This window comes from Mycobacterium sp. IS-2888 (assembly GCF_001954215.1).
Lineage (GTDB): Bacteria > Actinomycetota > Actinomycetes > Mycobacteriales > Mycobacteriaceae > Mycobacterium.
This window is the reverse complement of record NZ_MBET01000010.1, coordinates 1-22,114: the sequence shown is the minus strand read 5'-3', so window position 1 is coordinate 22,114 and position 22,114 is coordinate 1. Positions and strand designations below refer to the sequence as shown.

At 69.0% G+C, this 22,114-nt stretch carries 23 protein-coding genes and 1 tRNA gene; 13 read left to right on the top strand and 11 right to left on the bottom strand.

Annotation, left to right across the window (positions count from 1 at the left end; all coding sequences use genetic code 11):
- Positions 1-8: 8 nt before the first annotated feature.
- A complete protein-coding gene (locus tag A5745_RS01380) occupies positions 9-1,679 on the bottom strand; it encodes an adenylate/guanylate cyclase domain-containing protein (protein WP_139329389.1) in 1,671 nt (556 codons plus the stop codon).
- Positions 1,680-1,777: 98 nt separating this feature from the next.
- Between A5745_RS01380 and A5745_RS01375 the strand changes: the two genes are divergently transcribed.
- Both A5745_RS01375 and A5745_RS01370 read left to right on the top strand, forming a co-directional pair.
- Positions 1,778-2,986 carry a DNA polymerase III subunit delta' gene (locus tag A5745_RS01375; protein ID WP_076114871.1) on the top strand — a complete coding sequence of 403 codons (1,209 nt, stop codon included), beginning with the start codon at positions 1,778-1,780 and terminating at the stop codon, positions 2,984-2,986.
- 61 nt (positions 2,987-3,047) lie between these two features.
- Positions 3,048-3,120: transfer RNA gene (locus tag A5745_RS01370), tRNA-Thr, on the top strand.
- 15 nt (positions 3,121-3,135) lie between these two features.
- Here A5745_RS01370 and A5745_RS01365 read toward each other — a convergent pair.
- Positions 3,136-3,510: a DUF732 domain-containing protein gene (locus A5745_RS01365; RefSeq protein ID WP_076114844.1), complete on the bottom strand. Its 375-nt coding sequence runs from the start codon at positions 3,508-3,510 to the stop codon at positions 3,136-3,138.
- A 459-nt stretch (positions 3,511-3,969) separates the two neighbouring features.
- On the bottom strand, positions 3,970-4,587 hold the full coding sequence (locus tag A5745_RS01360; protein WP_175879745.1) for a TetR/AcrR family transcriptional regulator: 618 nt from the start codon (positions 4,585-4,587) through the stop codon (positions 3,970-3,972).
- Between the two features lie 74 nt (positions 4,588-4,661).
- Between A5745_RS01360 and A5745_RS01355 the strand changes: the two genes are divergently transcribed.
- Both A5745_RS01355 and A5745_RS01350 read left to right on the top strand, forming a co-directional pair.
- On the top strand, positions 4,662-5,876 hold the full coding sequence (locus tag A5745_RS01355) for an aromatic ring-hydroxylating dioxygenase subunit alpha (protein ID WP_254848476.1): 1,215 nt from the start codon (positions 4,662-4,664) through the stop codon (positions 5,874-5,876).
- Between the two features lies 1 nt (position 5,877).
- Positions 5,878-6,672 carry a hypothetical protein gene (locus tag A5745_RS01350; protein ID WP_076114841.1) on the top strand — a complete coding sequence of 265 codons (795 nt, stop codon included), beginning with the start codon at positions 5,878-5,880 and terminating at the stop codon, positions 6,670-6,672.
- On the opposite strand, the gene A5745_RS01345 is transcribed toward A5745_RS01350, so the two are convergent.
- Positions 6,669-8,480, bottom strand: a complete 1,812-nt coding sequence (locus A5745_RS01345; RefSeq protein ID WP_254848475.1) for a hypothetical protein — start codon at positions 8,478-8,480, stop codon at positions 6,669-6,671. The genes A5745_RS01350 and A5745_RS01345 overlap by 4 nt on opposite strands.
- Between A5745_RS01345 and A5745_RS01340 the strand changes: the two genes are divergently transcribed.
- On the top strand, positions 8,446-9,390 hold the full coding sequence (locus tag A5745_RS01340) for an NAD-dependent epimerase/dehydratase family protein (protein WP_076059825.1): 945 nt from the start codon (positions 8,446-8,448) through the stop codon (positions 9,388-9,390). The two genes, A5745_RS01345 and A5745_RS01340, sit on opposite strands and share 35 nt — an antisense overlap.
- A 55-nt stretch (positions 9,391-9,445) precedes the next feature.
- Here A5745_RS01340 and A5745_RS01335 read toward each other — a convergent pair whose 3' ends face one another.
- The 3 genes from A5745_RS01335 to A5745_RS01325 are packed head-to-tail and all read right to left on the bottom strand — an operon-like array spanning position 9,446 to position 11,783.
- The gene (locus A5745_RS01335) at positions 9,446-9,796 is read right to left on the bottom strand and encodes a DUF2304 domain-containing protein (RefSeq protein ID WP_076114840.1); all 351 of its coding nucleotides are present in this window, start codon (positions 9,794-9,796) and stop codon (positions 9,446-9,448) included.
- Positions 9,793-10,494 (bottom strand): glycosyltransferase family 2 protein, encoded by a 702-nt coding sequence (locus tag A5745_RS01330; protein ID WP_076114839.1) that lies wholly within the window; start codon positions 10,492-10,494, stop codon positions 9,793-9,795. The genes A5745_RS01335 and A5745_RS01330 overlap by 4 nt, the downstream gene beginning before the upstream one ends.
- Positions 10,495-10,508: 14 nt before the next feature.
- Positions 10,509-11,783, bottom strand: a complete 1,275-nt coding sequence (locus A5745_RS01325; protein ID WP_139329388.1) for a hypothetical protein — start codon at positions 11,781-11,783, stop codon at positions 10,509-10,511.
- A 91-nt stretch (positions 11,784-11,874) separates the two neighbouring features.
- Between A5745_RS01325 and A5745_RS01320 the strand changes: the two genes are divergently transcribed.
- Positions 11,875-12,963: a DUF475 domain-containing protein gene (locus tag A5745_RS01320; RefSeq protein ID WP_076114837.1), complete on the top strand. Its 1,089-nt coding sequence runs from the start codon at positions 11,875-11,877 to the stop codon at positions 12,961-12,963.
- On the opposite strand, the gene A5745_RS01315 is transcribed toward A5745_RS01320, so the two are convergent.
- Together A5745_RS01315 and A5745_RS01310 are read right to left on the bottom strand one after the other, a co-directional pair.
- On the bottom strand, positions 12,960-13,652 hold the full coding sequence (locus A5745_RS01315; RefSeq protein ID WP_076059833.1) for a hypothetical protein: 693 nt from the start codon (positions 13,650-13,652) through the stop codon (positions 12,960-12,962). The genes A5745_RS01320 and A5745_RS01315 overlap by 4 nt on opposite strands.
- A gap of 47 nt (positions 13,653-13,699) precedes the next feature.
- Entirely contained in the window at positions 13,700-14,188 is a 489-nt protein-coding gene (locus A5745_RS01310; protein ID WP_076059835.1) for an inorganic diphosphatase, read from the bottom strand.
- A gap of 105 nt (positions 14,189-14,293) precedes the next feature.
- On the opposite strand from A5745_RS01310, the gene dacB reads away from it, so the two are divergent.
- The 4 genes from dacB to hpt are packed head-to-tail and all read left to right on the top strand — an operon-like array spanning position 14,294 to position 18,315.
- A complete protein-coding gene (dacB, locus tag A5745_RS01305; protein ID WP_076059837.1) occupies positions 14,294-15,679 on the top strand; it encodes a D-alanyl-D-alanine carboxypeptidase/D-alanyl-D-alanine-endopeptidase in 1,386 nt (461 codons plus the stop codon).
- Positions 15,676-16,731 (top strand): zinc-dependent metalloprotease, encoded by a 1,056-nt coding sequence (locus tag A5745_RS01300; protein ID WP_076114869.1) that lies wholly within the window; start codon positions 15,676-15,678, stop codon positions 16,729-16,731. Before dacB ends, A5745_RS01300 begins: the two co-directional genes overlap by 4 nt.
- On the top strand, positions 16,710-17,663 hold the full coding sequence (gene tilS, locus A5745_RS01295; protein WP_076114836.1) for a tRNA lysidine(34) synthetase TilS: 954 nt from the start codon (positions 16,710-16,712) through the stop codon (positions 17,661-17,663). Before A5745_RS01300 ends, tilS begins: the two co-directional genes overlap by 22 nt.
- Positions 17,664-17,706: 43 nt before the next feature.
- Entirely contained in the window at positions 17,707-18,315 is a 609-nt protein-coding gene (gene hpt, locus A5745_RS01290) for a hypoxanthine phosphoribosyltransferase (protein ID WP_076114835.1), read from the top strand.
- Positions 18,316-18,319: 4 nt separating this feature from the next.
- Here the strand turns inward: hpt and A5745_RS01285 are convergent, their stop codons facing one another.
- Positions 18,320-19,057: an SIMPL domain-containing protein gene (locus A5745_RS01285; protein WP_076114834.1), complete on the bottom strand. Its 738-nt coding sequence runs from the start codon at positions 19,055-19,057 to the stop codon at positions 18,320-18,322.
- A gap of 257 nt (positions 19,058-19,314) precedes the next feature.
- Here A5745_RS01285 and A5745_RS01280 point away from each other — a divergent pair, with 257 nt between their 5' ends.
- Entirely contained in the window at positions 19,315-19,614 is a 300-nt protein-coding gene (locus tag A5745_RS01280; RefSeq protein WP_076114833.1) for a PE family protein, read from the top strand.
- Between the two features lie 13 nt (positions 19,615-19,627).
- On the top strand, positions 19,628-20,818 hold the full coding sequence (locus A5745_RS01275) for a PPE family protein (protein ID WP_076114832.1): 1,191 nt from the start codon (positions 19,628-19,630) through the stop codon (positions 20,816-20,818).
- Positions 20,819-20,828: 10 nt separating this feature from the next.
- Here A5745_RS01275 and A5745_RS01270 read toward each other — a convergent pair whose 3' ends face one another.
- On the bottom strand, positions 20,829-21,176 hold the full coding sequence (locus A5745_RS01270) for a hypothetical protein (protein ID WP_076114831.1): 348 nt from the start codon (positions 21,174-21,176) through the stop codon (positions 20,829-20,831).
- Positions 21,177-21,350: 174 nt separating this feature from the next.
- Here A5745_RS01270 and A5745_RS25210 point away from each other — a divergent pair, with 174 nt between their 5' ends.
- Entirely contained in the window at positions 21,351-22,085 is a 735-nt protein-coding gene (locus A5745_RS25210) for a PE family protein (RefSeq protein ID WP_076114830.1), read from the top strand.
- The last annotated feature ends 29 nt before the right edge of the window (positions 22,086-22,114 follow it).

The following is a 22,114-nucleotide window of genomic DNA, read 5'->3' as shown; positions in this document are numbered from 1 at the left end:
CCGGCGGGTCACATGATCTCGCTGGATACCTCTTCGGACGCGCGCTCCGGTGTGTCTTCGGCCGGAGTGGCGAGCTGCAGCGGCCGGGCCAGCTGAGTGGGTGCGGCGCGCCCGCGCAGCTCGACGACCTCCCCGACATCCCAGCACAGGGCTTCCGCGTCCAGCGCGCCGCTGACCGCGATCGCCGACGCGAGCACGTGCCCGGCCTCGAGCTTGGCCAGCTCGGTAAGCCGCGCGGCCTCGTTGACCGGATCGCCGATCACGGTGTATTCGAAGCGGGCCTGCGCCCCGATGTGACCCGCGATGGCCCGACCGGCCGACACCCCGATGCCGAACTCCGCGGACCCGATCACCGGCAGGAGTTCGTCGTGCAGCTCACGCGCGGCCGCCAGCGCGCCGCCGGATGCGTCCGGGTGCTCGATCGGCGCGCCGAAGATCGCCAGCGCCGCGTCGCCCTGGAACTTGTTGACGAACCCGCCGTGCCGGCCCACGGTGTCGACCACCACGCGGAAGAACTCGTTGAGCAGATGGACCACCTCGGCAGGCGGGCGCGTGGCGGCCAGCTGCGTCGAGCCGACCAGGTCCACGAACAGCACCGCGACGTCGCGCTCCTGCCCGCCCAACTCGGTGCCGCGCTCCAGTGCCCGGCGGGCGACGTCTTCGCCGACGTAGCGACCGAACAGGTCGCGCAGCCGCTGCCGCTCGGACAGGTCGCGGACCATGTCGTTGAAACCCGCTTGCAGCAAACCCAATTCGCTGGCGTCGTAGATCTGCATGTGCGCGTTGTAGTTGCCGCGCTGCACCTCCGACAGCGCCCAGCGGAGCTGGCGCAGCGGGTCGGCGATCGACATCGCCACCAACAGCGTGCTGACCAGCCCGATGCCCAGGGCCGCCAGCGCCAGCAGCAGGATCGGGTTGAACAGACTTTCCGGCGCGGCGTGCAGCAGCGACGCCTTGTCGGCCACCACCGCGAGCACGATGGCCAGCAGCGGCACCGCGGTGGACAGCATCCAGCTCAGGATCTGCCGCAGGATGACGCCGGGAGCCTTGACATTCTCCGGGACCCCGCTGCGCAGGGCAGCGACGGCTACCGGCCGCAGCACCCGCTCGGACTGCAGGTAGCCGATGATCGCGGTCGCCGCGGCTCCCAGCGCGGTCGCGACGGCGACTACGGGTGCGGCGTAGCGGGCCACCGACCAGCTGGCGACGATGAACACCACGCCGCCGATGCACCAGTACACGATGGTGCTCAACGTGCGGTAGTAGGGCATGCGTAGCGCGCGGCTGCGCGCCAGCTCGGTGGCGGCCGGGTCGGCCTCGGCGAGCATGTTGTCGCGGCGCTGCCAGCGGAAAACCGGCACCAGCAGCCGCAGGTTGACCACGACACCGACGAGGAACAACACGACCAACGAGCTGGCGAAGATGGCCAGGTTGACCGTCGGCAGATCCTGCAGTTGAATGCGGTCCTGCGGCGGCAGGCCATAGCGCAGGAAGCCCAACACGAAGAGCGAGCCGATGATGTCGGCCTGCAACATGCTCAACGCGAACAGCGGCCACGGGGTGCGCACCACCCACCGGACGAACGCGCTGATTCGCCCGGGCAGTGCTGCCTCGGTTGCCACCAACCCACCGTATCGGTCGGCACGGACTTGTTGGAAACCTATAAACCCCTCGGCCAGTCGCCCGGTGCTGGCCAAACGCCGCGAAACATAACGGAATTGTCGCGGTTTGGTGGCCGATCGGTATCCGTCGGTCGGCGTCATTAGTGTTGCCGGTGATGTCCGGAGTGTTTACACGGCTGGTGGGCCAGGAGGCGGTGGAGGCCGCGCTGCTCGCCGCCGCCCGGGCCGCACGCGGTGACCTGGACCACAGCCCCGCCAGCGACGGGACTATGACACACGCGTGGCTGATCACCGGCCCGCCGGGTTCCGGGCGGTCGGTCGCGGCGCTGTGCTTCGCCGCGGCGTTGCAGTGCACCTCCGACGGCGAGCCGGGTTGCGGCAGCTGCCGGGCCTGCACGACGACGATGGCCGGCACCCACGCCGACGTGCGGCGGGTGATCCCCGAGGGCCTGTCCATCGGTGTCGACGAGATGCGGGCGATCGTGCAGATCGCGTCGCGCCGCCCCACCACCGGGCATCGACAGATCGTGGTCATCGAGGACGCCGACCGGCTCACCGAAGGCGCGGCCAACGCCCTGCTGAAGGTCGTCGAGGAACCGCCGCCGTCGACGGTGTTCCTGCTGTGCGCGCCGTCGGTGGACCCCGAGGACATCGCGGTCACGCTGCGGTCGCGCTGCCGGCACGTCGCGCTGGTGACCCCGTCGACCGAGGCCATCGCGCGCGTGCTGATCGAGCGCGACGGCCTGGACGCCGACACCGCGAACTGGGCCGCGTCGGTCAGCGGCGGTCACGTGGGGCGGGCGCGCAGGCTGGCCACCGACCCCGAGGCCCGGCAGCGGCGCGAGCGGGCGCTGGGACTGGTGCGCGACGCCGCGACCCCCTCGCGCGCCTACGAGGCCGCCGAGGAGCTGGTGGCCGCGGCCGAAACCGAGGCCGTCGTGCTGACCGCCGATCGCGCCGAGGCCGAGACCGAAGAGCTGCGAACGGCGCTCGGCGCCGGTGGCTCGGGGAAGGGCACCGCATCGGCGATGCGCGGGGCCACAGGCGCTCTCAAGGACCTGGAGCGACGGCAGAAGTCGCGGCAGACGCGCGCGTCGCGCGACGCGCTGGACCGGGCGCTGATCGACCTGGCGACCTACTTCCGCGACGCGCTGGTGGTCTCGGCGAACGCGGGCGCCGTGCGGGCCAACCACCCGGACATGGCCGCGCGGGTGGGGGCGCTGGCCGCCCACGCCACGCCCGAGCGGTTGCTGCGCTGCATCGAGGCCGTCCTCGAATGCCGTGAAGCGCTGGCGATCAACGTCAAACCCAAGTTCGCGGTCGACGCCATGGTCGCGACCATCGGCCAGGAACTGCGCGATTGAGTTCCGGCGAGTTGGGTGCGCTTGTCTGCCTGCCGTAGACTCGTGCCGCCCGGCAGGGCACGCCACCTTAGCTCAGTCGGTAGAGCGGCTCACTCGTAATGAGCAGGTCAGGAGTTCGATTCTCCTAGGTGGCTCCGACGCTCCGCACCTCAGGCGGGCGGAATCTCGCCTTGATGGCTGGGGCAGTAGACGTCCACGGACGCCGTGACGAACCTGACCGCCGTCCTTCTGGCGCGAGCGGACATTGCGCGTAAGGACGGATTGTCGTCATACGCCTTGTTCATCACATTGGTCACTACGTCCTCGCCCGGGGTGCCGCTGTCGAGTTGGCCGCAAATTTCATGGGCGTGGTAGACGAGCCCCGGCACGCCATCGAGGGCGGGAATCTGCAGTTGTTGGAGCCTCGCCAGGAACTGATCCTGCTGAGTGTCCGCGCCTGCCCCACCAGCGCAAACACTTGCCCCCGCCAGCAACACCGAGACGCCAACCAGAGCGGCTGCGAGGCGGATGATCCCGGTGCGCACGGCAGGATTTCCATTTCTTTAACAGTGGCGGCGGCGGGCGCCTGCAATGATGGAGATCGTAACTGGTTGTAGGGGTGCATCACCACTGGACTTTCGGGCCGCGGCGCGACGGGCAGGTAAGTACGCGGTGATCGCCGCCTTGATATGCACCGCCTGGTGGGCTCCTGCCGCGGCGAACGATTTACCGCCGCTGGCAACGACATTCGGGCCAGCCCCGGTGGGGGACATCACGCCCGATCCACAGATCCCGGCGCCGACGGCAGCGCAGCTCGCGCCGCCAGCCCCGGCACCGCCACCCCGTGTACAACAGCCGCTGTCCCCGCGACAACCGGAAGCGCCCGCGCCACAACCCGAGGCACCCGCGCCCGCGCCCGAGGCGCCTCCTCCTCCGCCGCCCTCTGCCCAGCCCCCGCCGAGGGGCCATGTCCAGCTCGCCCCTTGAGTCGACGCCCGTGTAAGTTATTGCGGCTCAACGAGAATGGACCGCCCCGGCACCAGCATCTCGATCATGCGCTCGACCCGCTCGGTGACCGCGGCGCGCGACGCCCTGATCGCCGAGACGTCATCGAAATGGCAAAGCCCGAGCAGCAGCAGGAACACGACTTTCGTCGTGGCTCGCGGGTTTGGATCGCTGCCCGATAGGGCCCCGACGAACCGGTCGCCGTAATCGCGGTGCCACTGCGCGATCAAGGATGCCAACCGCTCGTCGCGCCGGCTGGCCAGATGCAACTCGGCGATCAGCCGCCGGTGCTGTGTCATTTCCGGGCGTAGGTAGGCGGTTGCGATGGCTCGCACGGTCTGCTCGCCGCCAGCCGTGCGCGGCGCGGCGGAGGTGATCTGGTCGAGGGCACGCACCGCGGCCGCGTATAGCAACTCCTCACGGCTGTGAAAGTGGTTGTAAACGGCGGTCGGCGAGACGCCCGCGCGCTCCGCGATGCGCGGCAGGGTGCTGCCCTCGAATCCCCTTTCGACGCACACCGCCGCGGCCGCGTCGAGGAGCCGCAGGGCGGTGGCCTGTGCGTCCGACTTGCGCGGGCGGCCCCGGGGGCGACGCGCGGGAGCCTTCGTATTCGGCATGGGGCCATTCTTGCGGGAATTGGCCCGCGATGTCTTGATAAATGAGTCACCATTCATATACTCGGGTGGTGGTGATGAGCTCCCAGCTGATCGACGGGGTCAAGCGGGACGCCCGAGCCGAAGCGGAGCGACGGGCATACCCCCCGGAGTTCCCCGTGCTGCCGCCGGTTCCCGCCGGACGTTATTCCGATGCCGGCTTCGCCAAACTCGAAGCCGCCGCGGTCTTTTCGCGCTCCTGGTTGTTCGTGGCCCACGCAGACCAGCTGCGCAACCCAGGCGACTACCTGCTGCTCGACCAGCTCGACCAGCCGGTCATGCTGATCCGCGGGCGCGACAACCTCGTTCGCGCCTTCTACAACACCTGCCGGCATCGGGGCGCCGCGCTCGTCGAGGAGCCGCAGGGAAACATCGGCCGCAGGCTCACGTGCCCCTTCCACGCATGGACGTACTCGCTCGAGGGAAAGCTTGTCGGCTATCCCGAGGCGTCGAACTTCGCCGGGCTCGACCCCGCGTGCCACGGCCTGGCCGAGGTCCGGTGCGAGTCGTGGGGTCCTCTCGTCTTCGTCAACCTCGACGCGGGAGCGTCGCCGCTGTCGGGGTATCTCGCCTCCGTCGGTGAGGATCTCAGCGACTTCGGCACGCTCGACGGCCGGCTACACCTGGTGAATCGCACGGTGCGGGACGTTCCCGTCAACTGGAAGCTGCCGGTCGACGCCAATCTCGAGACTTACCACGTCAACTACGTACACCGCGCCTCGGCGGCCCGGGCTCTGCAACAGTCGGCAACCGGCATCCAGCTGCTGCGCAACGGCCATTCCCGCATGCTCGTCTCCTATCGCGACGGGATCGACGGGGAGTCCCTCTCGCCGTTCCCGTGCGTGTTTCCCGGCCTCGGTGATCTGCCGTTCCGGGGCACGTTCTCCTACCATGTCTTCCCGAACCTGAGCATCGTGTTCAACGGCACCGGGTTCGTCTTCTTGATCACCAACTGGCCGACCGGGCCGGCCACGTCGACCTACAGCGTCCACTGGTGCTCGTCACTCGACGCCGACGCGCAGACCAACGACGCCGTCATCGCGGCCCTATCCCAGGTGCTGTTCGAAGACCTCGACGTCCTGCCCGGCACGCAGCGGTCGCTGGATGCGGGCACCCTCGAGTCCGTGCGGCTCGGCTATCACGAGCGGCGCATCTACTACCTGCACGAGGCCATCGACCGGGCCATCGGCGTCGAGCGCGTGCCCGAATCCCTCCGAGTACCAGAGCTTCTGGGCCCCTTCGCCGGGGAGTGACATGCATCCCTTCGTCGCACTGATGCGCAAGTACTGCATCGACTACACGAATTCGCACGATCAATCGCTCTGCCCGCAGCTCATGGAGTCCGACTACGTCGTGCACATCAACGGCTTGGCGCTCGTCCGGTCGACCACGTATGCCGAGGCTGTCCGTCAGATCTTCGACGCCGCACCGGGTTTGGGCATCACCGTGCACGAGTTCGTGCTCAACGGCGATCGGCTGTGCATGCACTTCAGTGAGCACGCGGCCATGCCGGCCGGGCAGTCGCGGGCACTCACCTGCTGGCGCGGCATCGGCCTGTACAAGTGGAACGGCACCCGGCTGACGGAGAACTACGTCGAGCAGGACTATTTCGCGATGCGGGCGCAGATCGCCAGCGGTCAACCCCATCCGCTGATTCCGCCCCACATCGATCCCTGGACGTCGACCGAGGCGATACCCGCCGACCCCGACGCTGAAAAGACCGTGCGCGCGTGGTTGGAAAACGGCGATCTCGCCGACGCTCCCACCCACGAGATCGACGACGAGCGCACCGGCGCGGCGTACGAACCATTGCTCGATCCCCGCGACGTCGTGGTCAACGACCTCTTTTCCGCGGGCGACGACGTCCCGTTCCACGCCACGATCCGCGGCCCGTACCGGGATGGATTGGGCGCGGGCGCAGAACAATTCGTCGGAAAGCCGGCCACGCTGCATATCGCCGGGATCGCCCACGTCGCCGACGGCGCCGTCGCCTCGGTCAAGGCGGTCACCGCGCGCTCGCAGATGCTGGCCGAGCTCACCGCGCGCTAGGCCGGCGCGACGAAACCCACCGGCCCGGACGCGAGGCACAACGAGAGCGCCGCGGTGTTGGCCCGGACGGTGATCGCGTCGCCGGCGCCCGGCAACCGGACGAAGACGCGGTTGAGTCCGGGACGCACCGGAACCTTGACGTCGGGTCCCTGCGTCAACGACAGCGTCATCGAACCGTCGCTGTTGGCCAGGTAGTTCAGTTCGACGGTCCAGTCGGCGGGCAGCAACGGCCCGTCGAGGACCAGGCGGGCGGGATTATCCGGTTGCGCGAAATAGCCGCAGTGCGGCATGGGCCCCGGCGCGATGGTCCGAATCCAGGTGACTCTCGCGGGGATCACCCGCCCGGAACTGTCGAGCATGCGCAATTGCGTCGTCGCCACGGCGAATTCGGGCCTATCCCGCAGTAGCGCGAACATGTGGCTGGCCAGGTTCTCCGGCGCGGCCACTCGTTGCAACACCAGGGGATCGACCTCCTGGTCGAGCATCGGCGCATTCGAGGCCCTGCGCGCGGCGGCCAAACCGGCCCGGGCGTTTTGCAGATACGGCTGGGCCGGATTGTCGCGCCAGCTGGTCAGAAACGTCGCCGTCGAGTACAGGCTGCTGGCCACGAACAACCCCGCCAAACCCGTCACCGCGACCGCGCGCCACCGCGACGCGTCCAGCCACCGCGCCGAGGGAGGCCGGTTGGGTGCGCACAGCGCGACGGCGGCCAGCAGCGCCAGCACCACGACGAGGTCCGGCAGATACCGCAGGGTCTGCGCGAGCTCGAGCGCGGTCTGCTTCGACGACCGCATCAGATAGATCGGCACCTGGCACGCGACGGTGTAACCGGCCGCCGTCAGCCATACCGCCCCTACGCGCTGCTTGCGCGCCAGCGACAGCGCGAGCACCGCGGCCAGCACCAGCCAGCCGAGCGCCATCGCGGCCGGCGGGGGAGTGGCCCACGGCGACGCGGGCGCCCAGCGGTCCCAGTGCCACGGCCCGCCGGCCAGCCCCGGCACGATCCCGTGCGTGACCGATCGAAAGAGCAGATCCCACGTCATCGCCAGGTCGGAACTCCAGCGCTGCTGGTTGACCACGGCCAGATACAGCGCCACCCAGGCGGCGGTCAAGATCAGCGACGCGATCCACAACCGCAGCCCCGCCCGCCACACCGTGCGCAGCGCGGCCCGCTCGCCCCGCACGTGGCACAGCAGGGCGGCCACCGCGAACGCCACGAACGGGATCACGGCCGCCTTTTCGAAGAACAGCAGGCCGCCGAAGTAGACCAGCACCCCGGTGACCGCGTAGCGCTGGTTGCCGGTGCGGACCAACAGAATCGCGTCGGCGCACACCCACGCCAGCGCCGCCAGCATCGGCAGCGAGTTCAGCGCCGCCGCCCACCACGCGAACCCGGGCACGCCCAACGGGGTGAACAGTGCGAACGTCAGCGGGAGGAGCAGCACCCAGCGCCAGCCCAGGATGACGTAGAGGGCGCGCAACAGGGCCAGGGAGGCCAGTAGCTGCAGCACCACCAGGCTGATCGCCGGCCAGGTCCAGTCAAGGGGAGCCAGCCGGGTGATCGCGCCGCCGAGCAGGAAGGCCGCCGGCATCACATGGCCGTCGTGGTCATCGAACAGATACGAGGGCGACAGCAGGCCGTGGGTGCCGGCCTTGCCGATGAGAATCAGGTCGTCCCAGTAGAAATAGCCGCCGAAGGCCAGCACGGCGCGGATCACCAGCTGCACCGCGATCAGCGCGGCCGCCGCGGAGGCCACTCTGTATGGTGGGCCGGTGCGCGCACTGGTCACCGGGGCAGCCGGATTCATCGGGTCGACGCTAGTCGACCGTCTGCTGGCCGACGGCCACACGGTGTTGGGGCTGGACAACTTCGCCAGCGGCCGCGCGACCAACCTCGAGCACCTGGCCGACAATCCTTCGCACGTCTTCGTCGAGGCGGACATCGTGACGGCCGACCTGAACGCCATCCTCGACGAGCACCGGCCCGAGGTGGTGTTCCACCTGGCGGCGCAGATCGACGTGCGGCACTCGGTGGCCGACCCGCAGTTCGACGCCTCGGTCAACGTCATCGGCACCGTGCGGCTGGCCGAAGCCGCACGCCGCAGCGGGGTGCGCAAGATCGTGCACACGTCGTCGGGTGGATCCATCTACGGCACCCCGCCGCGCTATCCCACCCCCGAGACGGTGCCCACCGATCCGGCGTCGCCGTACGCCGCGGGCAAGGTGGCCGGGGAAATCTATCTGAACACCTTTCGGCATCTGTACGGGCTGGACTGCTCACACATCGCGCCCGCCAACGTGTACGGGCCGCGCCAGGACCCGCACGGCGAGGCGGGCGTGGTGGCGATTTTCGCCCAGGCGCTGCTGTCGGGTGAGACCACCAAGGTGTTCGGCGATGGCACCAACACCCGCGACTACGTGTTCGTCGACGACGTGGTGGACGCGTTCGTCAAGGCCGCGGGGGAAGCGGGCGGCGGGCAGCGCTTCAACATCGGCACGGGCATAGAGACCTCGGACCGCCAACTGCATTCGGCGGTGGCCGCGGCCGTCGGCGGGCCCGACGACCCGGAGTTTCATCCACCGCGGCTGGGCGACCTGAAGCGGTCCTGCCTCGACATCGGTTTGGCCGAAAGGGTTTTGGGCTGGCGGCCGCAGGTTCGGCTCGACGACGGCGTGCGCCGCACTGTCGAGTACTTCCGCGGCGTGCGGACGCTCTGACTTCGCGCCGAGCGTGCACTCACGGCGGGATTTCGGCGATTTTTTCGCCGTGGTTTCACGTTCGGCGCGGGTCATCGGGCGCCTGGGCGCCCTCCAGCGCTACCGCGCGCGCGAGCCGCGCATAGCGCAACTCGAGATCCTTGAAGCGCATGTAGGTGCTCAGCGTGGTGAAGCTGAAAGCCATGATCAGCGCGTAGAGCATCAGATCGGTCCCGCGGCGCACCCCGAACCAGTGCGCGACCACGGTGGTGTCGTCGGGCCGCAGCACCGCGTAGACCCCACCCAGCACGAACAGGATGTAGCCGACCTTCACCCAGGCCCGGGATCGCGCATTTCGGCGCGACCGCAGCAGGTAGACCAGCAGCGCGACGATCGAGGAGATCAGCAGCACCTGAATCCAGTTCATCTCGGAATCCTCCCTCGCAGAAACCCGTCGAAGATGATGTTGACGCCGTTGAGCAGCGGCTGTCCCTTCGACTTCGAGTACTCGGTGTAGAGCACCTCGACCGGCAATTCGGCTACGCGCCAATGGTTTTCGGCGATCAACATGACGAACTCGTTGGCATGGCTCATGCCACTCATGGTGAGGTTCAGCCCGTCGGCCACCGTCTTGTTGAACACCCGCAGCCCATTGTTGGTGTCGGTCAAGCCCAGCCGGCGCCCGCGCCTGCTCAGCCGCGCCGCGGTCCGCAGCACGATGCGCTTGACGAATGGCGGCCGGCTGCCCTGGGGCGCGGCGAAACGCGTTCCGATGACGACGTCGACGTCACCCGCGCGCAGCCGCTCGACCATCGCCGCCACGTCCTTGACACGGTGCTGGCCGTCGGCGTCGAAGGTGGCGAAGACCCCTGCGCCCGGCTGAGCGCGGGCGTACTCGACGCCGGTCTGGATGGCCGCCCCCTGCCCCAGGTTGATCGGGTGGCGCACCAAATGCGCCCCGGCCCGCCTGGCGATTTCGCCGGTGTCGTCGGCGCTGCCGTCGTCCACGCACACGACGTTGTCAAAAACCGAGCGCACATCGGCTATCACCTCACCGATGACAGCGGCTTCGTTGAAGGCGGGAATGACGATCCAGACGCCGGAGTAATCCGTTTCGATGCTCATCAGGTTAGCCAGGATCAGCCGGCTAGGCGCCCGGCGCGCCCCAACGCCACCAGATGGACGCCGATTCCCGCCAACGGGCCACATAGCAAGCCGACCACGGTGCGGGTCTCCAGCGGCAGCGGCAACAGCAGCAGCAGTCCCGCCGCCGCCGTGGCACCGACCCACCCCAGCGAGTACGCCCGGTGCAGCGCGGCCGCCACGGTGGCGGCTCCGGTCAGCGTCAGCATCGCGATCGCCGCCGCGGCTCCCGTCAGCCACGCCAGTAGCGCGCTGCCGGCGTCGTACTGCGGGCCGAACGCGACCCGCAGCAGCCACGGCCCCAGCACGCCCGCGGCCAGTACCCCGATCGCGCCGATGCCGCCGATGATCGCCGCCGGCACGACGAGCGCCCGAAGCCGCTCGGTGCGCTCGTCGACGAAATGAGCGATCAGGTTGCCTTGCATGGCGGTCAGCGGCACCAGCAGCGGCGCCCGGGTCAGCGTCACCGCCAGAATGATCACTCCGCCTTGTGCCCCAAGCTCATTCGACGTCAGCTTCAGCAACACCGGGAACCCCATCACCAGAATCGCGCTGGCACCGGCCGCGGTGATGGAATGGGCGGCGCCCCGCAGGAACGTCGCGGTGCTGCCCGGCGTCAGCATGCGGGCCGTCGCGCGTGCGGCGGGCGAAGCCACCAGCATGATCAGCCACGCCACCGAGCCGGCGACGGTGGCCCATAGGAATCCGCCCAGGCCCCAGCCGATGACGAACGTCGCCGCCGCGACCGTGACGCGGATGACCGCGTCGGTCACCATCAGCGCCCCGTAGTGGGTCCACTGGTCGGTGCCGGCGAGCATGCCCAGCAGGGTGGCGTGCAGGCAAAAACCGGCGAGGCCGACGCTGAGCAGCACGACCGACAGCCAGCGCGCCTCGACGAAGACCCGGCCGCTCCACAGCAGCGAGCTCCCGGCGATCACGACGGCGGCGGCCACGCCGACCATCGCGGCGACGCGGAGCGGATGGGTGCGCGCTCCGCCCGGGTCGGGCAGCACGTCGATGTAGCGCGTCGAGCGGACTTCGCGGGTGGTTTCCTGCAGCAGGCCGTTGGCGGCGCCGGAGACCAGCCCGAACGCCCCCCAGAACACCCCGAAAACGGAGAAGCCGCTCGGCGCCAGGTCGCGGGCGGCCAGGTAGATCACCGCATAGCCGCACAGCGCGGTGAGCGCGGTTGCGGTGCCGACCCGGGCCATGCTGCCGCGCGCGATCGGCCCTGCTCCAGTGGAGGCTTGGGTACCGCCGACCTCGGGCATCGCCACAATTTGAAAATAGTAAGTGCGCCGGTGCCGGCGGCTGGCGGCGGCAATCGGCTTCGCTAGTGTGGGCGGCTGTCAGGAAGGACCCATGGCCGCCTTTCGCATCTTCGGTTTCTCGCTGTTACTCACCGTGGCGGCCCTCGCGCTCGGGTATGCGCACGGCGGCCTTGACGCCCTGTTTCTGTTGCTGGCCCTGGCCGTACTGGAGGTGTCGCTGTCGTTCGACAACGCCATCATCAACGCCGGGATCCTGAAGCGGATGAGCTCGTTTTGGCGCCAGATGTTTCTGACGCTCGGCATCTTGATCGCGGTTTTCGGGATGCGTCTGGTCTTTCCGTTGCTGATCGTGTGGGCGACCGCCGGACTCGACCCGGTGCGCGCGATGAAGCTGGCGCTCAATCCGCCGCCGCACGGGGCGCTGGAATTTCCCGACGGCTCGCCCAGCTACGAAAAGTTGATCATCTCGGCCCACCCGCAGATCGCGGCTTTCGGCGGGATATTCCTGTTGATGCTGTTTCTCGATTTCGTGTTTCACGACCGGGACATCAAGTGGCTCAAGTGGATTGAGATCCCGTTCGCCCGCATCGGGCGGCTCGGGCAGGTGTCGGTGGTGGTGGCCGGCGTTGCGCTGGTCCTCGCCGGCACGCTGTTGACGCACTCGGGCGAGGAGCGTGCGACGGTGCTGACGGCCGGGATGCTGGGCCTGGTCACGTATCTGGTCGTCAACGGCCTGAGCCGGGCGTTTCGGCCGTCGAGCGTCGAGACTACGGACGCCAACGCGGCCGGCGCGACCGGCAGGGCCGGACTGATGCTGTTCCTGTATCTCGAGATGCTCGACGCCGCGTTCTCGTTCGACGGCGTCACCGGCGCGTTCGCGATCACCTCGGACCCGATCGTGATCGCGCTCGGCCTCGGGCTGGTGGGCTCGATGTTCGTCCGGTCGATCACCATTTACCTGGTCCACCAGGAAACGCTGGACCGTTACGTCTACCTGGAACACGGCGCGCATTGGGCGATCGGTGTGCTGGCGGTGATCATGCTGTTTTCCATCGAGCCGCGCTTCCAGATCCACGAAGTCATCACCGCGTCGGTGGGCGTCGTCTTCATCGGGGCGGCGTTGGGCTGGAGCGTGTTGCGCAATCGGCGGATCGCCAGGGCCGCCGCGGCGACGGCTTAGGCCTCGATCTGCCCGGCGATGCGGCGTTCGATGGCGGCGCGCGCCGGGGCCGGCAGCACGATCAGGCCGTCGAGTTCCTTGCTCGCCCGCGCGTAGGCGCTCTGCCGTTCCTCACGCGTGGCCGCCTCGTCCTGCGCCAGGTCCAGCAGGTGCTGGGCGCGCGCCAGCCGCTGCTGTTCGTCCTCGGAGAAGTCGCTGCGCCGTCGCCGAATCGCCTCGGCCTCGGCGATCTCGAACGCGCTGATGTATTCGTGGACGGCGTTGCGGTATTCCAGTTGCGCGTCGCGGTCGCCGAGCAGGTCGTCGGGCCGCTCAGGCCGCAGCAGGTCGGCGTGCCGCTTGGCCTTGTGAAACGCGATGGTCAGCGGCGCGCGCATGTCGGTCATCATCGGGAAGTCGAGAAGTTTGGCGATGTCGACCTCGTAGTCCAGCCACCGGGCATCCGTGCGGTCATGTGCCGCAAGGACTTTCGCGAGCGCACGGCGGTCGCTTTCCCCGTCGTCCCGCGCGCGGCCGGACGCCTGGGCCACGGCGATCTTGGCCTGCTGCTTGAGCCGATACCGTTCCAGCCGTCGATCGGCCCGGCGCTCGCTGGCGGCGGCGAGAGCTCGCAGGCCCCCACCGATCGCGCCGCCCAGTGGAAAGACCAACCACCAGAAATTCGCGGCGAAATGCAGAACGGGCGTCACATCGCCAGGATGCCACCGAGAATCGGTGCGCGGTTACGCCCGCAGCGTTAGTGCCCTTCGGCCTTGAACCGCTCCACCGAGCGCTGCACCTCAGCTTCCGCCTCGGCCCGCCCGACCCAGTTGGCCGTCTTGACGTATTTGCCCGGCTCCAGCGCCTTGTATTGGGAGAAGAAGTGCTTGATCACGTCCAGTTCGAATGACGGAACGTCCGCGATGTCTTGGATCTGGTCCCACCGGTGGTCGCCGGCCGGAACGCACAGCACCTTGTCGTCACCGCCGGCCTCGTCGGTCATCTGGAACATTCCGACCGGCCGCGCCTCGACCGTCACGCCTGGGAACAGCGGCTCGGGCAGCAGCACCAGCGCGTCCAGCGGGTCGCCGTCCTCGCCGAGGGTGTCCTCGATGAAGCCGTAGTCGGTCGGGTAGACCATCGACGTGTAGAGGTAGCGGTCCAGACGGACCCGTCCCGTCTCGTGATCGACCTCGTATTTGTTCCGCTGGCCTTTCGGGATCTCGATGATCACGTCGAATTGCACCGTCTCGGCTCCTTGAGTCTGGGTAGGTCAGTGCGTTGCGGATCTACCCTAGTCGAGCGGAATGCGGCCGATTCGGCAGAATGGGACCAGACAGTCAGGAGAGTGATGGGTCCTACTCGCTGGCGGAAATCCACCCCTGTGTTAATCGGGTTGGCCGTGCTGGCGTTTGTCGCCGCGGTGGTGGCGGCGGCGACGTTCTTCACCACGGGTGGGCACGGCGGCAGCGGCGCGCGGGTTGCGGTACCGCCGCCGCGGCCGCCCGTCGTCAAGCCGGGCATGGTCCCGGTCAGCGACTCGGCCGAAACACCCACCGTCCCCGGGGTGGCGGCCGCGCTGGCGCCGGTGGCGGGCGATCCGAACCTGGGCAGGTTGGGCGGCCGCATCACCGACGCGATGACCGGCAAAGAGCTATGGCAGGTGGCCGACGACGTGCCGTTCGTCCCGGCGTCCACGAACAAGGTGCTGACCGCGGCCGCCGCGTTGCTGACGCTGGATCGGCAGGCCCGGATCAGCACCCGGGTGGTCGCCGGCGGCCCGAACGCCCAGGGGCCCATCGTGCTCGTCGGTGCCGGGGATCCGACGCTGTCGGCGGCGCCGCCGGACGTCCCCACCTGGTACCGGGGCTCGCCACGCCTCAGCGACCTGGTCGAGCAGATCCGCCGCAGCGGGGTGACACCGACGGCCGTGCAGGTGGACACCTCGGCGTTCACCGGGCCGACGATGGCGCAGGGCTGGGATCCCTCGGATGTCGACAACGGTGACATCGCGCCGATCGAATCGGTGATGATCGACGCCGGGCGCATCCAGCCCAGCACGGTCAATTCGCGGCGGTCGCGAACCCCCGCGCTCGATGCCGGACGGGAGCTGGCCAAGGCCCTCGGCCTGGATCCGGGCGCGGTGACGATCGGCACGGCGCCGTCCGGCGCGCGGCAGCTGGCCGTGGTGCAGTCCGCGCCGTTGGTCCAGCGCCTGTCGGAGATGATGGACCACTCCGACAACGTGCTGGCCGAATGCATCGGCCGCGAGGTGGCCGCCGCGATCAACCGGCCGCGCAGCTTTGCCGGCGCGGTCGACGCGATCACCAACCGGTTGAGCACCGGGCACATCGACACCACCGGGGCAGCGCTGATGGATTCCAGCGGGCTATCGGTCGACGACCGGTTGACGGCCAAGACGCTCGACGGCACGGTGCAGGCGGCCGCGGGTCCGGATCAGCCGGCGTTGCGGGCGCTGCTGGATTTGCTTCCGATCGCCGGCGGCAGCGGGACGTTGGCCGACCGCTTCCTCGACACGGCCACCAACCAGGGGCCGGCCGGCTGGCTGCGGGCCAAGACCGGTTCGTTGACCGCCATCAACGCGTTGGTCGGCGTCCTCACCGACCGCAGCGGCCGGGTACTGACTTTCGCGTTTCTGTCCAATGCCGCCGGCCCCAACGGCCGCAACGTGATGGATGCGCTGGCGAGCAAGCTGTGGACATGCGGGTGCACATGAGCCCGCCGTCCGATCTGACCCTCGGCACCGCCGTCGATTGGCGCTTCGCGGCCACCGTCGGAGTTCGGCTGGCCCGCCCGGGTCCGCCGTCCAGCGACTACACCCGCCGTCAGGCCATCGACGAGCTCACGGTCGCGGCCGCGAAAGCCGAGCCGCCGGTGCGCGACGTCACCGGCCTGGTGACCAACGGCGCGGTGCCCGCGGCGCGGATCGTCGACCGGCCCGAGTGGGTTCGAGCGGCCGCAGAGTCGATGCGCGTGATGACGAATGGGAGCGAAAAGCCGCGCGGATTCCTCACCGGCCGGATCACCGGGGCGCAGACGGGAGCCGTGCTGGCGTTCGTGTCGTCCGGGATCCTCGGCCAGTACGACCCATTCGCCACTAATAACGGGGCCAAAGAGGGCTGCCTGCTGCTGGTGTATCCGAACGTCATCGCCGTCGAGCGTCAGCTGCGGGTCGAGCCCACCGACTTCCGGTTGTGGGTGTGCCTGCACGAGGTGACCCACCGGGTTCAGTTCACCGCCAATCCCTGGCTGTCCGAATACATGTCGCAGGCGCTGGGGTTGCTGACCCGCGACGCCGGCGAAGACGTCGGGCAGGTGATCAATCGGCTCGCCGACTTCGTGCGCAACCGCGGCGCCGCGGAACCGGACGCCAACTCGTCGGGGATCCTCGGGCTGGTGCGCGCCGTCCAGTCCGAGCCCCAGCGCCAGGCCCTGGATCAACTGCTGGTCCTCGGCACGCTGCTGGAAGGCCACGCCGACCACGTGATGGATGCCGTCGGACCGATGGTGGTGCCGTCGGTGGCAACCATCCGCCGTCGATTCGACGAGCGTCGCCACCGCAAGCAACCACCGTTGCAGCGGCTGCTGCGCGCCCTGCTGGGCCTCGACGCCAAACTCAGCCAATACACCCGCGGCAAGGCGTTCGTCGACCATGTGGTGGGCAAGGTCGGGATGGAGCGGTTCAACACCATCTGGTCGGGCGCCGACACGCTGCCGTTGCCCGCCGAGATCGAAGATCCCCAGCGATGGATCGACAGGGTGCTGTAGGGCAGCTGCGCGCGGCTGTCGAGGATTTCGTCAGGGCCCATCCGGTCACCCAATGGGGGGTCGCGCTGTCCGGCGGTCCGGACTCGCTGGCGCTCACCGCCGTGGCGGCCCAGTTGCGACCCACGACGGCGCTGATCGTGGATCACGGCCTGCAGTCCGAGTCGGCAGCCGTCGCCGAAACCGCACGGGCGCAAGCGGTTTCGCTGGGATGTGTTGACGCACAGGTGCTTTGCGTGACGGTGGGGAACGACGGCGGTCCGGAGGCGGCCGCGCGCGCTGCCCGCTACGCCGCGTTGGCGGCCTACCGCGACGGGCCGGTGCTACTGGCGCACACGCTCGACGATCAAGCCGAAACGGTGCTGCTGGGCCTGGGTCGCGGTTCCGGGCCGCGCTCGATCGCCGGTATGCGTGCCTACGATCCGCCGTGGGGCCGGCCGCTGCTGGGGGTGCGGCGGGCCGTGACGCACGCCGCCTGCCAGGAGCTGGGCCTGACCGCGTGGCAGGACCCGCACAACACCGACCGCCGCTTCACCCGAACCCGGCTGCGCCTCGAGGTGCTGCCACTGCTGGAGGAGGTGCTGGGCGGCGGGGTGGCCGAGGCGCTGGCCCGCACCGCGACGGCTTTGCGCGCGGACACCGAGTTGATCGATGCCCTTGCCGCGCAGGCGTTGCCAGGTGTCACGGCGGGCGCCGGGTTGCACGCCCCGGCCCTGGCCGCGCTGCCCGATCCGGTTCGACGGCGGGTGATCCGCGGCTGGCTGCTGAGTGGCGGAGCAACGGGGTTGACGGACAAGCAGATCAGGGGCGTGGACACGCTGGTCACCGCCTGGCGGGGGCAGGGCGGGGTGGCCGTCGGGTCGCCGTTGCGCGGTGAGCGGTTGATCGCCGGACGGCACGACGGCGTCCTGACGCTGCGACGCGAGCCTGTGTAAATCGGCACTGGCGTTGGTTGTTCGCCCGTCGGCGTGGCACGCTGTGGGCGTGGCCCAGATCTCCTCGGCGATCACCCCCGCTCAGCCGGTAGACCTGTATCCGGGGGATATCAAGTCTGTGCTGCTCACCGCCGAGCAGATTCAGGCCCGCATCGGCGAACTGGGCGAGCAAATCGGCAGCGACTACCGCGACGTCGCCGCGCAGACCGGCCAGGATCTGCTGTTGATCACCGTACTCAAGGGCGCGGTGATCTTCGTCACCGATTTGGCCCGCGCTATTCCGGTGCCGACGCAGTTCGAATTCATGGCCGTCAGCTCCTACGGCTCCTCGACTTCGTCGTCGGGGGTCGTGCGGATCCTCAAGGACTTGGACCGCGACATCAACGATCGCGACGTGCTGATCGTGGAGGACGTCGTCGACTCCGGTCTGACCTTGTCGTGGCTCTCGCGGAACCTCACCACCCGGCATCCGCGCTCGCTTCGGGTGTGCACGCTGCTGCGTAAGCCCGACGCGATGCACGCCAACGTCGACATCGCCTACGTCGGCTTCGACATTCCCAACGAGTTCGTGGTGGGCTACGGCCTGGATTACGACGAGCGCTACCGCGACCTGTCGTATATCGGGACGCTGGATCCCCGCGTCTACCAGTAGCGCCTTAGTCGAGCTCCCACACCGCGGTCACCGAGAAGCTGACGGTCTGCTGGCCGGGCTCTAGCGGGACCGCGGCCATGCTGCGAGGTGGCGCCGGCGGTCCGCCCGGCGTGGGTGCGCCGCCCGTCGCCTCCGAAATCGACAGCACCCTGCCCAGCCGCAGCCCCGACAATTGCGCGTACTGGTCGGCGCGGTTCTTGGCGTCGTTGAAAGCCCGTGCGCGAGCGTCCTTTACCAGTTGCGAGTCGTCAGCGATGGAGTAACTCACCGAGCTGATCCGCGTCGCGTCGCCGCCGGTGTTCACGATCAACGCGAGCATTCGGGACGCGGCGTCGGTCGGGTGGATCTTGACCCGGATCGCGTTGGTGGCGCGGTAGCCGGTGATGGTCGCGGTGCCACTGCCGTATTGGGGCTCGAGGTTCACCGTCGTGGTGCTGATGTCCTTGCGGTCGAGCCCGGCGCCTACCAGCGCGTTGATGACCGCTTGCTGACGGTCGTTGGTCTGGTTCATCGCGGCGGTGACGTCGGTCGCGGTGAATTCGATGCCGACGTCGGCCGTCAAGGTGTCCGGGACGCCTTGAACTTGCCCCGATCCCAAAACGGTTACTTGACGCGGATTTGCGCCCGGCGCGGGCGCCGAATTGTGCTTGTCGCACGCCGACAGAGTGGTGACGGCCAATCCGGCGGCAAGCACAGCGATGGACCGGCGGACAAACCTCGGGGCGCTTCTTGCGATCGACATGTGTGGACACTAGCGCAGGCGATCGGGGCAAAGGATAGCCTGTACCGCGGCAACTGCGTAGAAATTCATATGTAACTCCAATCATATTGGTTCACAACATCTTTCACATAAGAAGCCAATGTTCCAGCACATTCACGCAGCTAAGTGAACAGTCATCGACTCCGCAATGAATTGGCACCGCTGGAGCTGTCGTATCCGGGCGCGGATGACTTAGCGTCCTGAAAGCCGTTGAACCGAAGCGTTTTTGAGGAGAAAGCATGTCTTTTGTCGTCGCGCATTCCGACGTAATGGCCGCGGCCGCCGCGGAACTGCACACGATCAATGCCGCGGTGCGGGCCGGAAACGCGGCCGCGGCAGCCCCGACCATCGGGGTGTCTCCCGCCGCGGCCGATGTGGTGTCGATGCTGACCGCTGCGCAGTTCGCCTCGCACGGACGGCTCTATCAGGAGATCAGCGCCCAGGCCGCGACGCTGCGCGAGCAGTTGGCCAGCACGCTCGGCATCAGCGCCGGTTCGTATGCGGCGACCGAGGCGGCCAACACCGCCACGGTGGCGTGACCGAGGGGGACTCATGCTGGATTTCGCGCAGCTGCCGCCGGAGATCAATTCGGCGCTGATGTATTCCGGGCCCGGCTCGACGCCGCTGCTGGCGGCCGCGACGGCCTGGGACGGACTCGCCACCGACCTGCAGGCCACCGCGTCCGCCTACGGGTCGCTGATCGCCGGCCTGACCGACGGACCGTGGCACGGTCCGGCAGCGGCGTCCATGGCCGCCGCGGCCGCGCCCCACGTCGCGTGGCTGCACGGCACCGCCGGACGGGCGGAACGGGCCGGGGCCCAGGCCGTTATGGCGGCCGCCGCCTACGAGGCGGCATTCGCCCAAACGGTGCCTCCACCGGTGATCGCGGCCAACCGGGCGCTGTTGATGGCCTTGCTCGCGACCAACTTCCTCGGCCAGAACACCGCGGCGATCGCGGCCACCGAGGCGCACTACGCCGAGATGTGGGCTCAGGATGCGGCCGCGATGTACGGCTATGCCGGTGCGTCGGCGGCGGCGTCGACGTTGCCGCCGTTCAACCCCGCGGCGCCCACGACCAACCCGGCCGGGCCGGCCAGCCAAGCCGCCGCGGTCGCCCAAGCGGTCGCGGGCGCCACCGGCGCCGACGGGGCCCAGGCGATCCCCACCGCGCTGCGGGGCCTCGCCGGGTTTTCACCGACGTCGCTTGTCGAGTTCACCCCAACCCCCAACGGCGACGGGATCGTCGTCGGCGGCGTGCTCGGCGATGTGCTGGAGGGGTTGACCGGATCGGCGACGCTGGATGCCAGCACGCCGTTCGACACGTTTATCCGATTGATTTCTCCCACAAGGCTTTTCACCACCGCGTTCAAGGACATCCAGGGCCTCGCCCAGGCCATGATGCCTCAGGCCGCGAAGGCGGCGGAGGGCGCCGCGAAGGCCGTCGAGACGTTGCCGCGTGCGGTTTCGGGCGCCGTGGGCGGTGCTGCGGCAGCGGTGGGCAAGGCTGCGTCGATAGGGGGACTGTCGGTTCCGGCGTCCTGGGCCGGTGCGGCCCCGGCGGCGAACCCCGTGACGGTAGGCCTCAACGGCCTCGGAGCCGCCGCGGCCGCCGAACCGGCCACGAACACGTTGGGCGGGTTGCCCGTGGTGGGCGCCGGGGGAGGGCGGGGCCTGGCCCACCTTGCGCCGCCCCGATACGGATTCAAGCCGACCGTGATGGCGCAATCGCCCGTGGGCGGTTAGAGCTCGTTACCTACTCGCGGGGAGCGTCCGGCGTCGGAAACTGCAACACCCGGCGTCGAGTGGTGTCCTGAAACGGGCCCACGGAGCTCGGGTCGGCTAAGGCCCCGCGCACGTCTTCCAGCGTGACGAGGCCGAGTTCGACCTGTAGCCAGGTGGCGCTCAGTCCGAACGCGTGGGCCGCGCGCCTGGCCTCCTCGGCGTCCGGGAAGTCGTCGGCGTTTGCCCGTCCCGCCTCGCCGTACCACCGCCCCTTGGTGACGCCGCAGGCGTCGCGCAACTGCTCGACCGTGATGTCGCGGTTCAGCGTCGCCTCGAGGAGGCGCCTCAACTCCCAGCCGTCAGCGTTCGTCCGTGGCATCCGACAAGCGTAACCAGATGCCGAAAGCCGGTCAAACGATCCTGACCTGGGATGTCGGGACCGGAAAAAAGAATTTGTAGTCCAGAACTAGACATTTATTCCAGTTTTATGAAAAAGTGTCCCCAGTTCGTCCACAAAACGCACCACCGGTTCCCGCCAGAAGGAGAAAGCCCCATGTCGTTTGTGATCACACTGCCGGAGCAGCTGAGCGCTGCCGCGGGTCGGCTACAGGCGATTGGCGCGGCCGTCAGCGCGGCCAATGCGGCCGCGGCGTTTCCGACCACCGGAGTGGTGCCCGCCGCAGCCGACGCGGTGTCGGCGATGACCGCGGCACGCTTCGCCGGTTACGGCCAGATGTATCAGGCAATCGGCGCGCAGGCCGGCGTGATCCACGAACAGTTCGTCCAGACCTTGGGAGTCAGCGCCAACGCGTACGCGGACACCGACGCGATCAACGCGATGCAGGTCGCGGGTGGCCATGCGGTCACCGGGGCGCCGGCACGCATGGTTCCCGCAACGCCCGCACGCGTGCCGACCGGCCCCGCCCGCGTCGCGCCCGCACGTATGCCCGCTGGGCCGGCCGCACCCGCCCGCACGGTTCCCGCTGCGCCTGGTCGGGTACCTGCCGCGCCCACACGCGTTGCCCCAGCTGCGCCGGCAGCGGTGGCGCCTGCGACGGGAGGTGCCTACGGAGGTTATTACGGCGCGCCCCGTGGCGGCGGCTGGGGCGGTAACTACAACTACGGGGCGCCGCGTGGCGGTGGCTGGGGCGGTAACTACACCCCGCACGGCGGTGGCTGGGGCGGTAACTACACGCCGCACGGCGGTGGCTGGGGCGGTAACTACACGCCGCACGGCGGTTACGCTGCTCCGCACGGCGGCGGGATGCTCGAAAAGGTGTCCTCATGACGACGCGGCCCGACAACCCGACCGACGGC

Bases quoted from the DNA above. Each gene is read 5' to 3' on its own strand.
- A5745_RS01375 (WP_076114871.1), top strand. From the start codon at position 1,778: ATGTCCGGAGTGTTTACACGGCTGGTGGGCCAGGAGGCGGTGGAGGCC.
- A5745_RS01360 (WP_175879745.1), bottom strand. From the start codon at position 4,587: ATGCCGAATACGAAGGCTCCCGCGCGTCGCCCCCGGGGCCGCCCGCGC.
- A5745_RS01355 (WP_254848476.1), top strand. From the start codon at position 4,662: ATGAGCTCCCAGCTGATCGACGGGGTCAAGCGGGACGCCCGAGCCGAA.
- A5745_RS01350 (WP_076114841.1), top strand. From the start codon at position 5,878: ATGCATCCCTTCGTCGCACTGATGCGCAAGTACTGCATCGACTACACG.
- A5745_RS01345 (WP_254848475.1), bottom strand. From the start codon at position 8,480: ATGAATCCGGCTGCCCCGGTGACCAGTGCGCGCACCGGCCCACCATAC.
- A5745_RS01335 (WP_076114840.1), bottom strand. From the start codon at position 9,796: ATGAACTGGATTCAGGTGCTGCTGATCTCCTCGATCGTCGCGCTGCTG.
- A5745_RS01330 (WP_076114839.1), bottom strand. From the start codon at position 10,494: ATGAGCATCGAAACGGATTACTCCGGCGTCTGGATCGTCATTCCCGCC.
- A5745_RS01325 (WP_139329388.1), bottom strand. From the start codon at position 11,783: ATGCCCGAGGTCGGCGGTACCCAAGCCTCCACTGGAGCAGGGCCGATC.
- A5745_RS01320 (WP_076114837.1), top strand. From the start codon at position 11,875: ATGGCCGCCTTTCGCATCTTCGGTTTCTCGCTGTTACTCACCGTGGCG.
- dacB (WP_076059837.1), top strand. From the start codon at position 14,294: ATGGGTCCTACTCGCTGGCGGAAATCCACCCCTGTGTTAATCGGGTTG.
- A5745_RS01300 (WP_076114869.1), top strand. From the start codon at position 15,676: ATGAGCCCGCCGTCCGATCTGACCCTCGGCACCGCCGTCGATTGGCGC.
- tilS (WP_076114836.1), top strand. From the start codon at position 16,710: ATGGATCGACAGGGTGCTGTAGGGCAGCTGCGCGCGGCTGTCGAGGAT.
- A5745_RS01285 (WP_076114834.1), bottom strand. From the start codon at position 19,057: ATGTCGATCGCAAGAAGCGCCCCGAGGTTTGTCCGCCGGTCCATCGCT.
- A5745_RS01280 (WP_076114833.1), top strand. From the start codon at position 19,315: ATGTCTTTTGTCGTCGCGCATTCCGACGTAATGGCCGCGGCCGCCGCG.
- A5745_RS01275 (WP_076114832.1), top strand. From the start codon at position 19,628: ATGCTGGATTTCGCGCAGCTGCCGCCGGAGATCAATTCGGCGCTGATG.
- A5745_RS01270 (WP_076114831.1), bottom strand. From the start codon at position 21,176: ATGCCACGGACGAACGCTGACGGCTGGGAGTTGAGGCGCCTCCTCGAG.
- A5745_RS25210 (WP_076114830.1), top strand. From the start codon at position 21,351: ATGTCGTTTGTGATCACACTGCCGGAGCAGCTGAGCGCTGCCGCGGGT.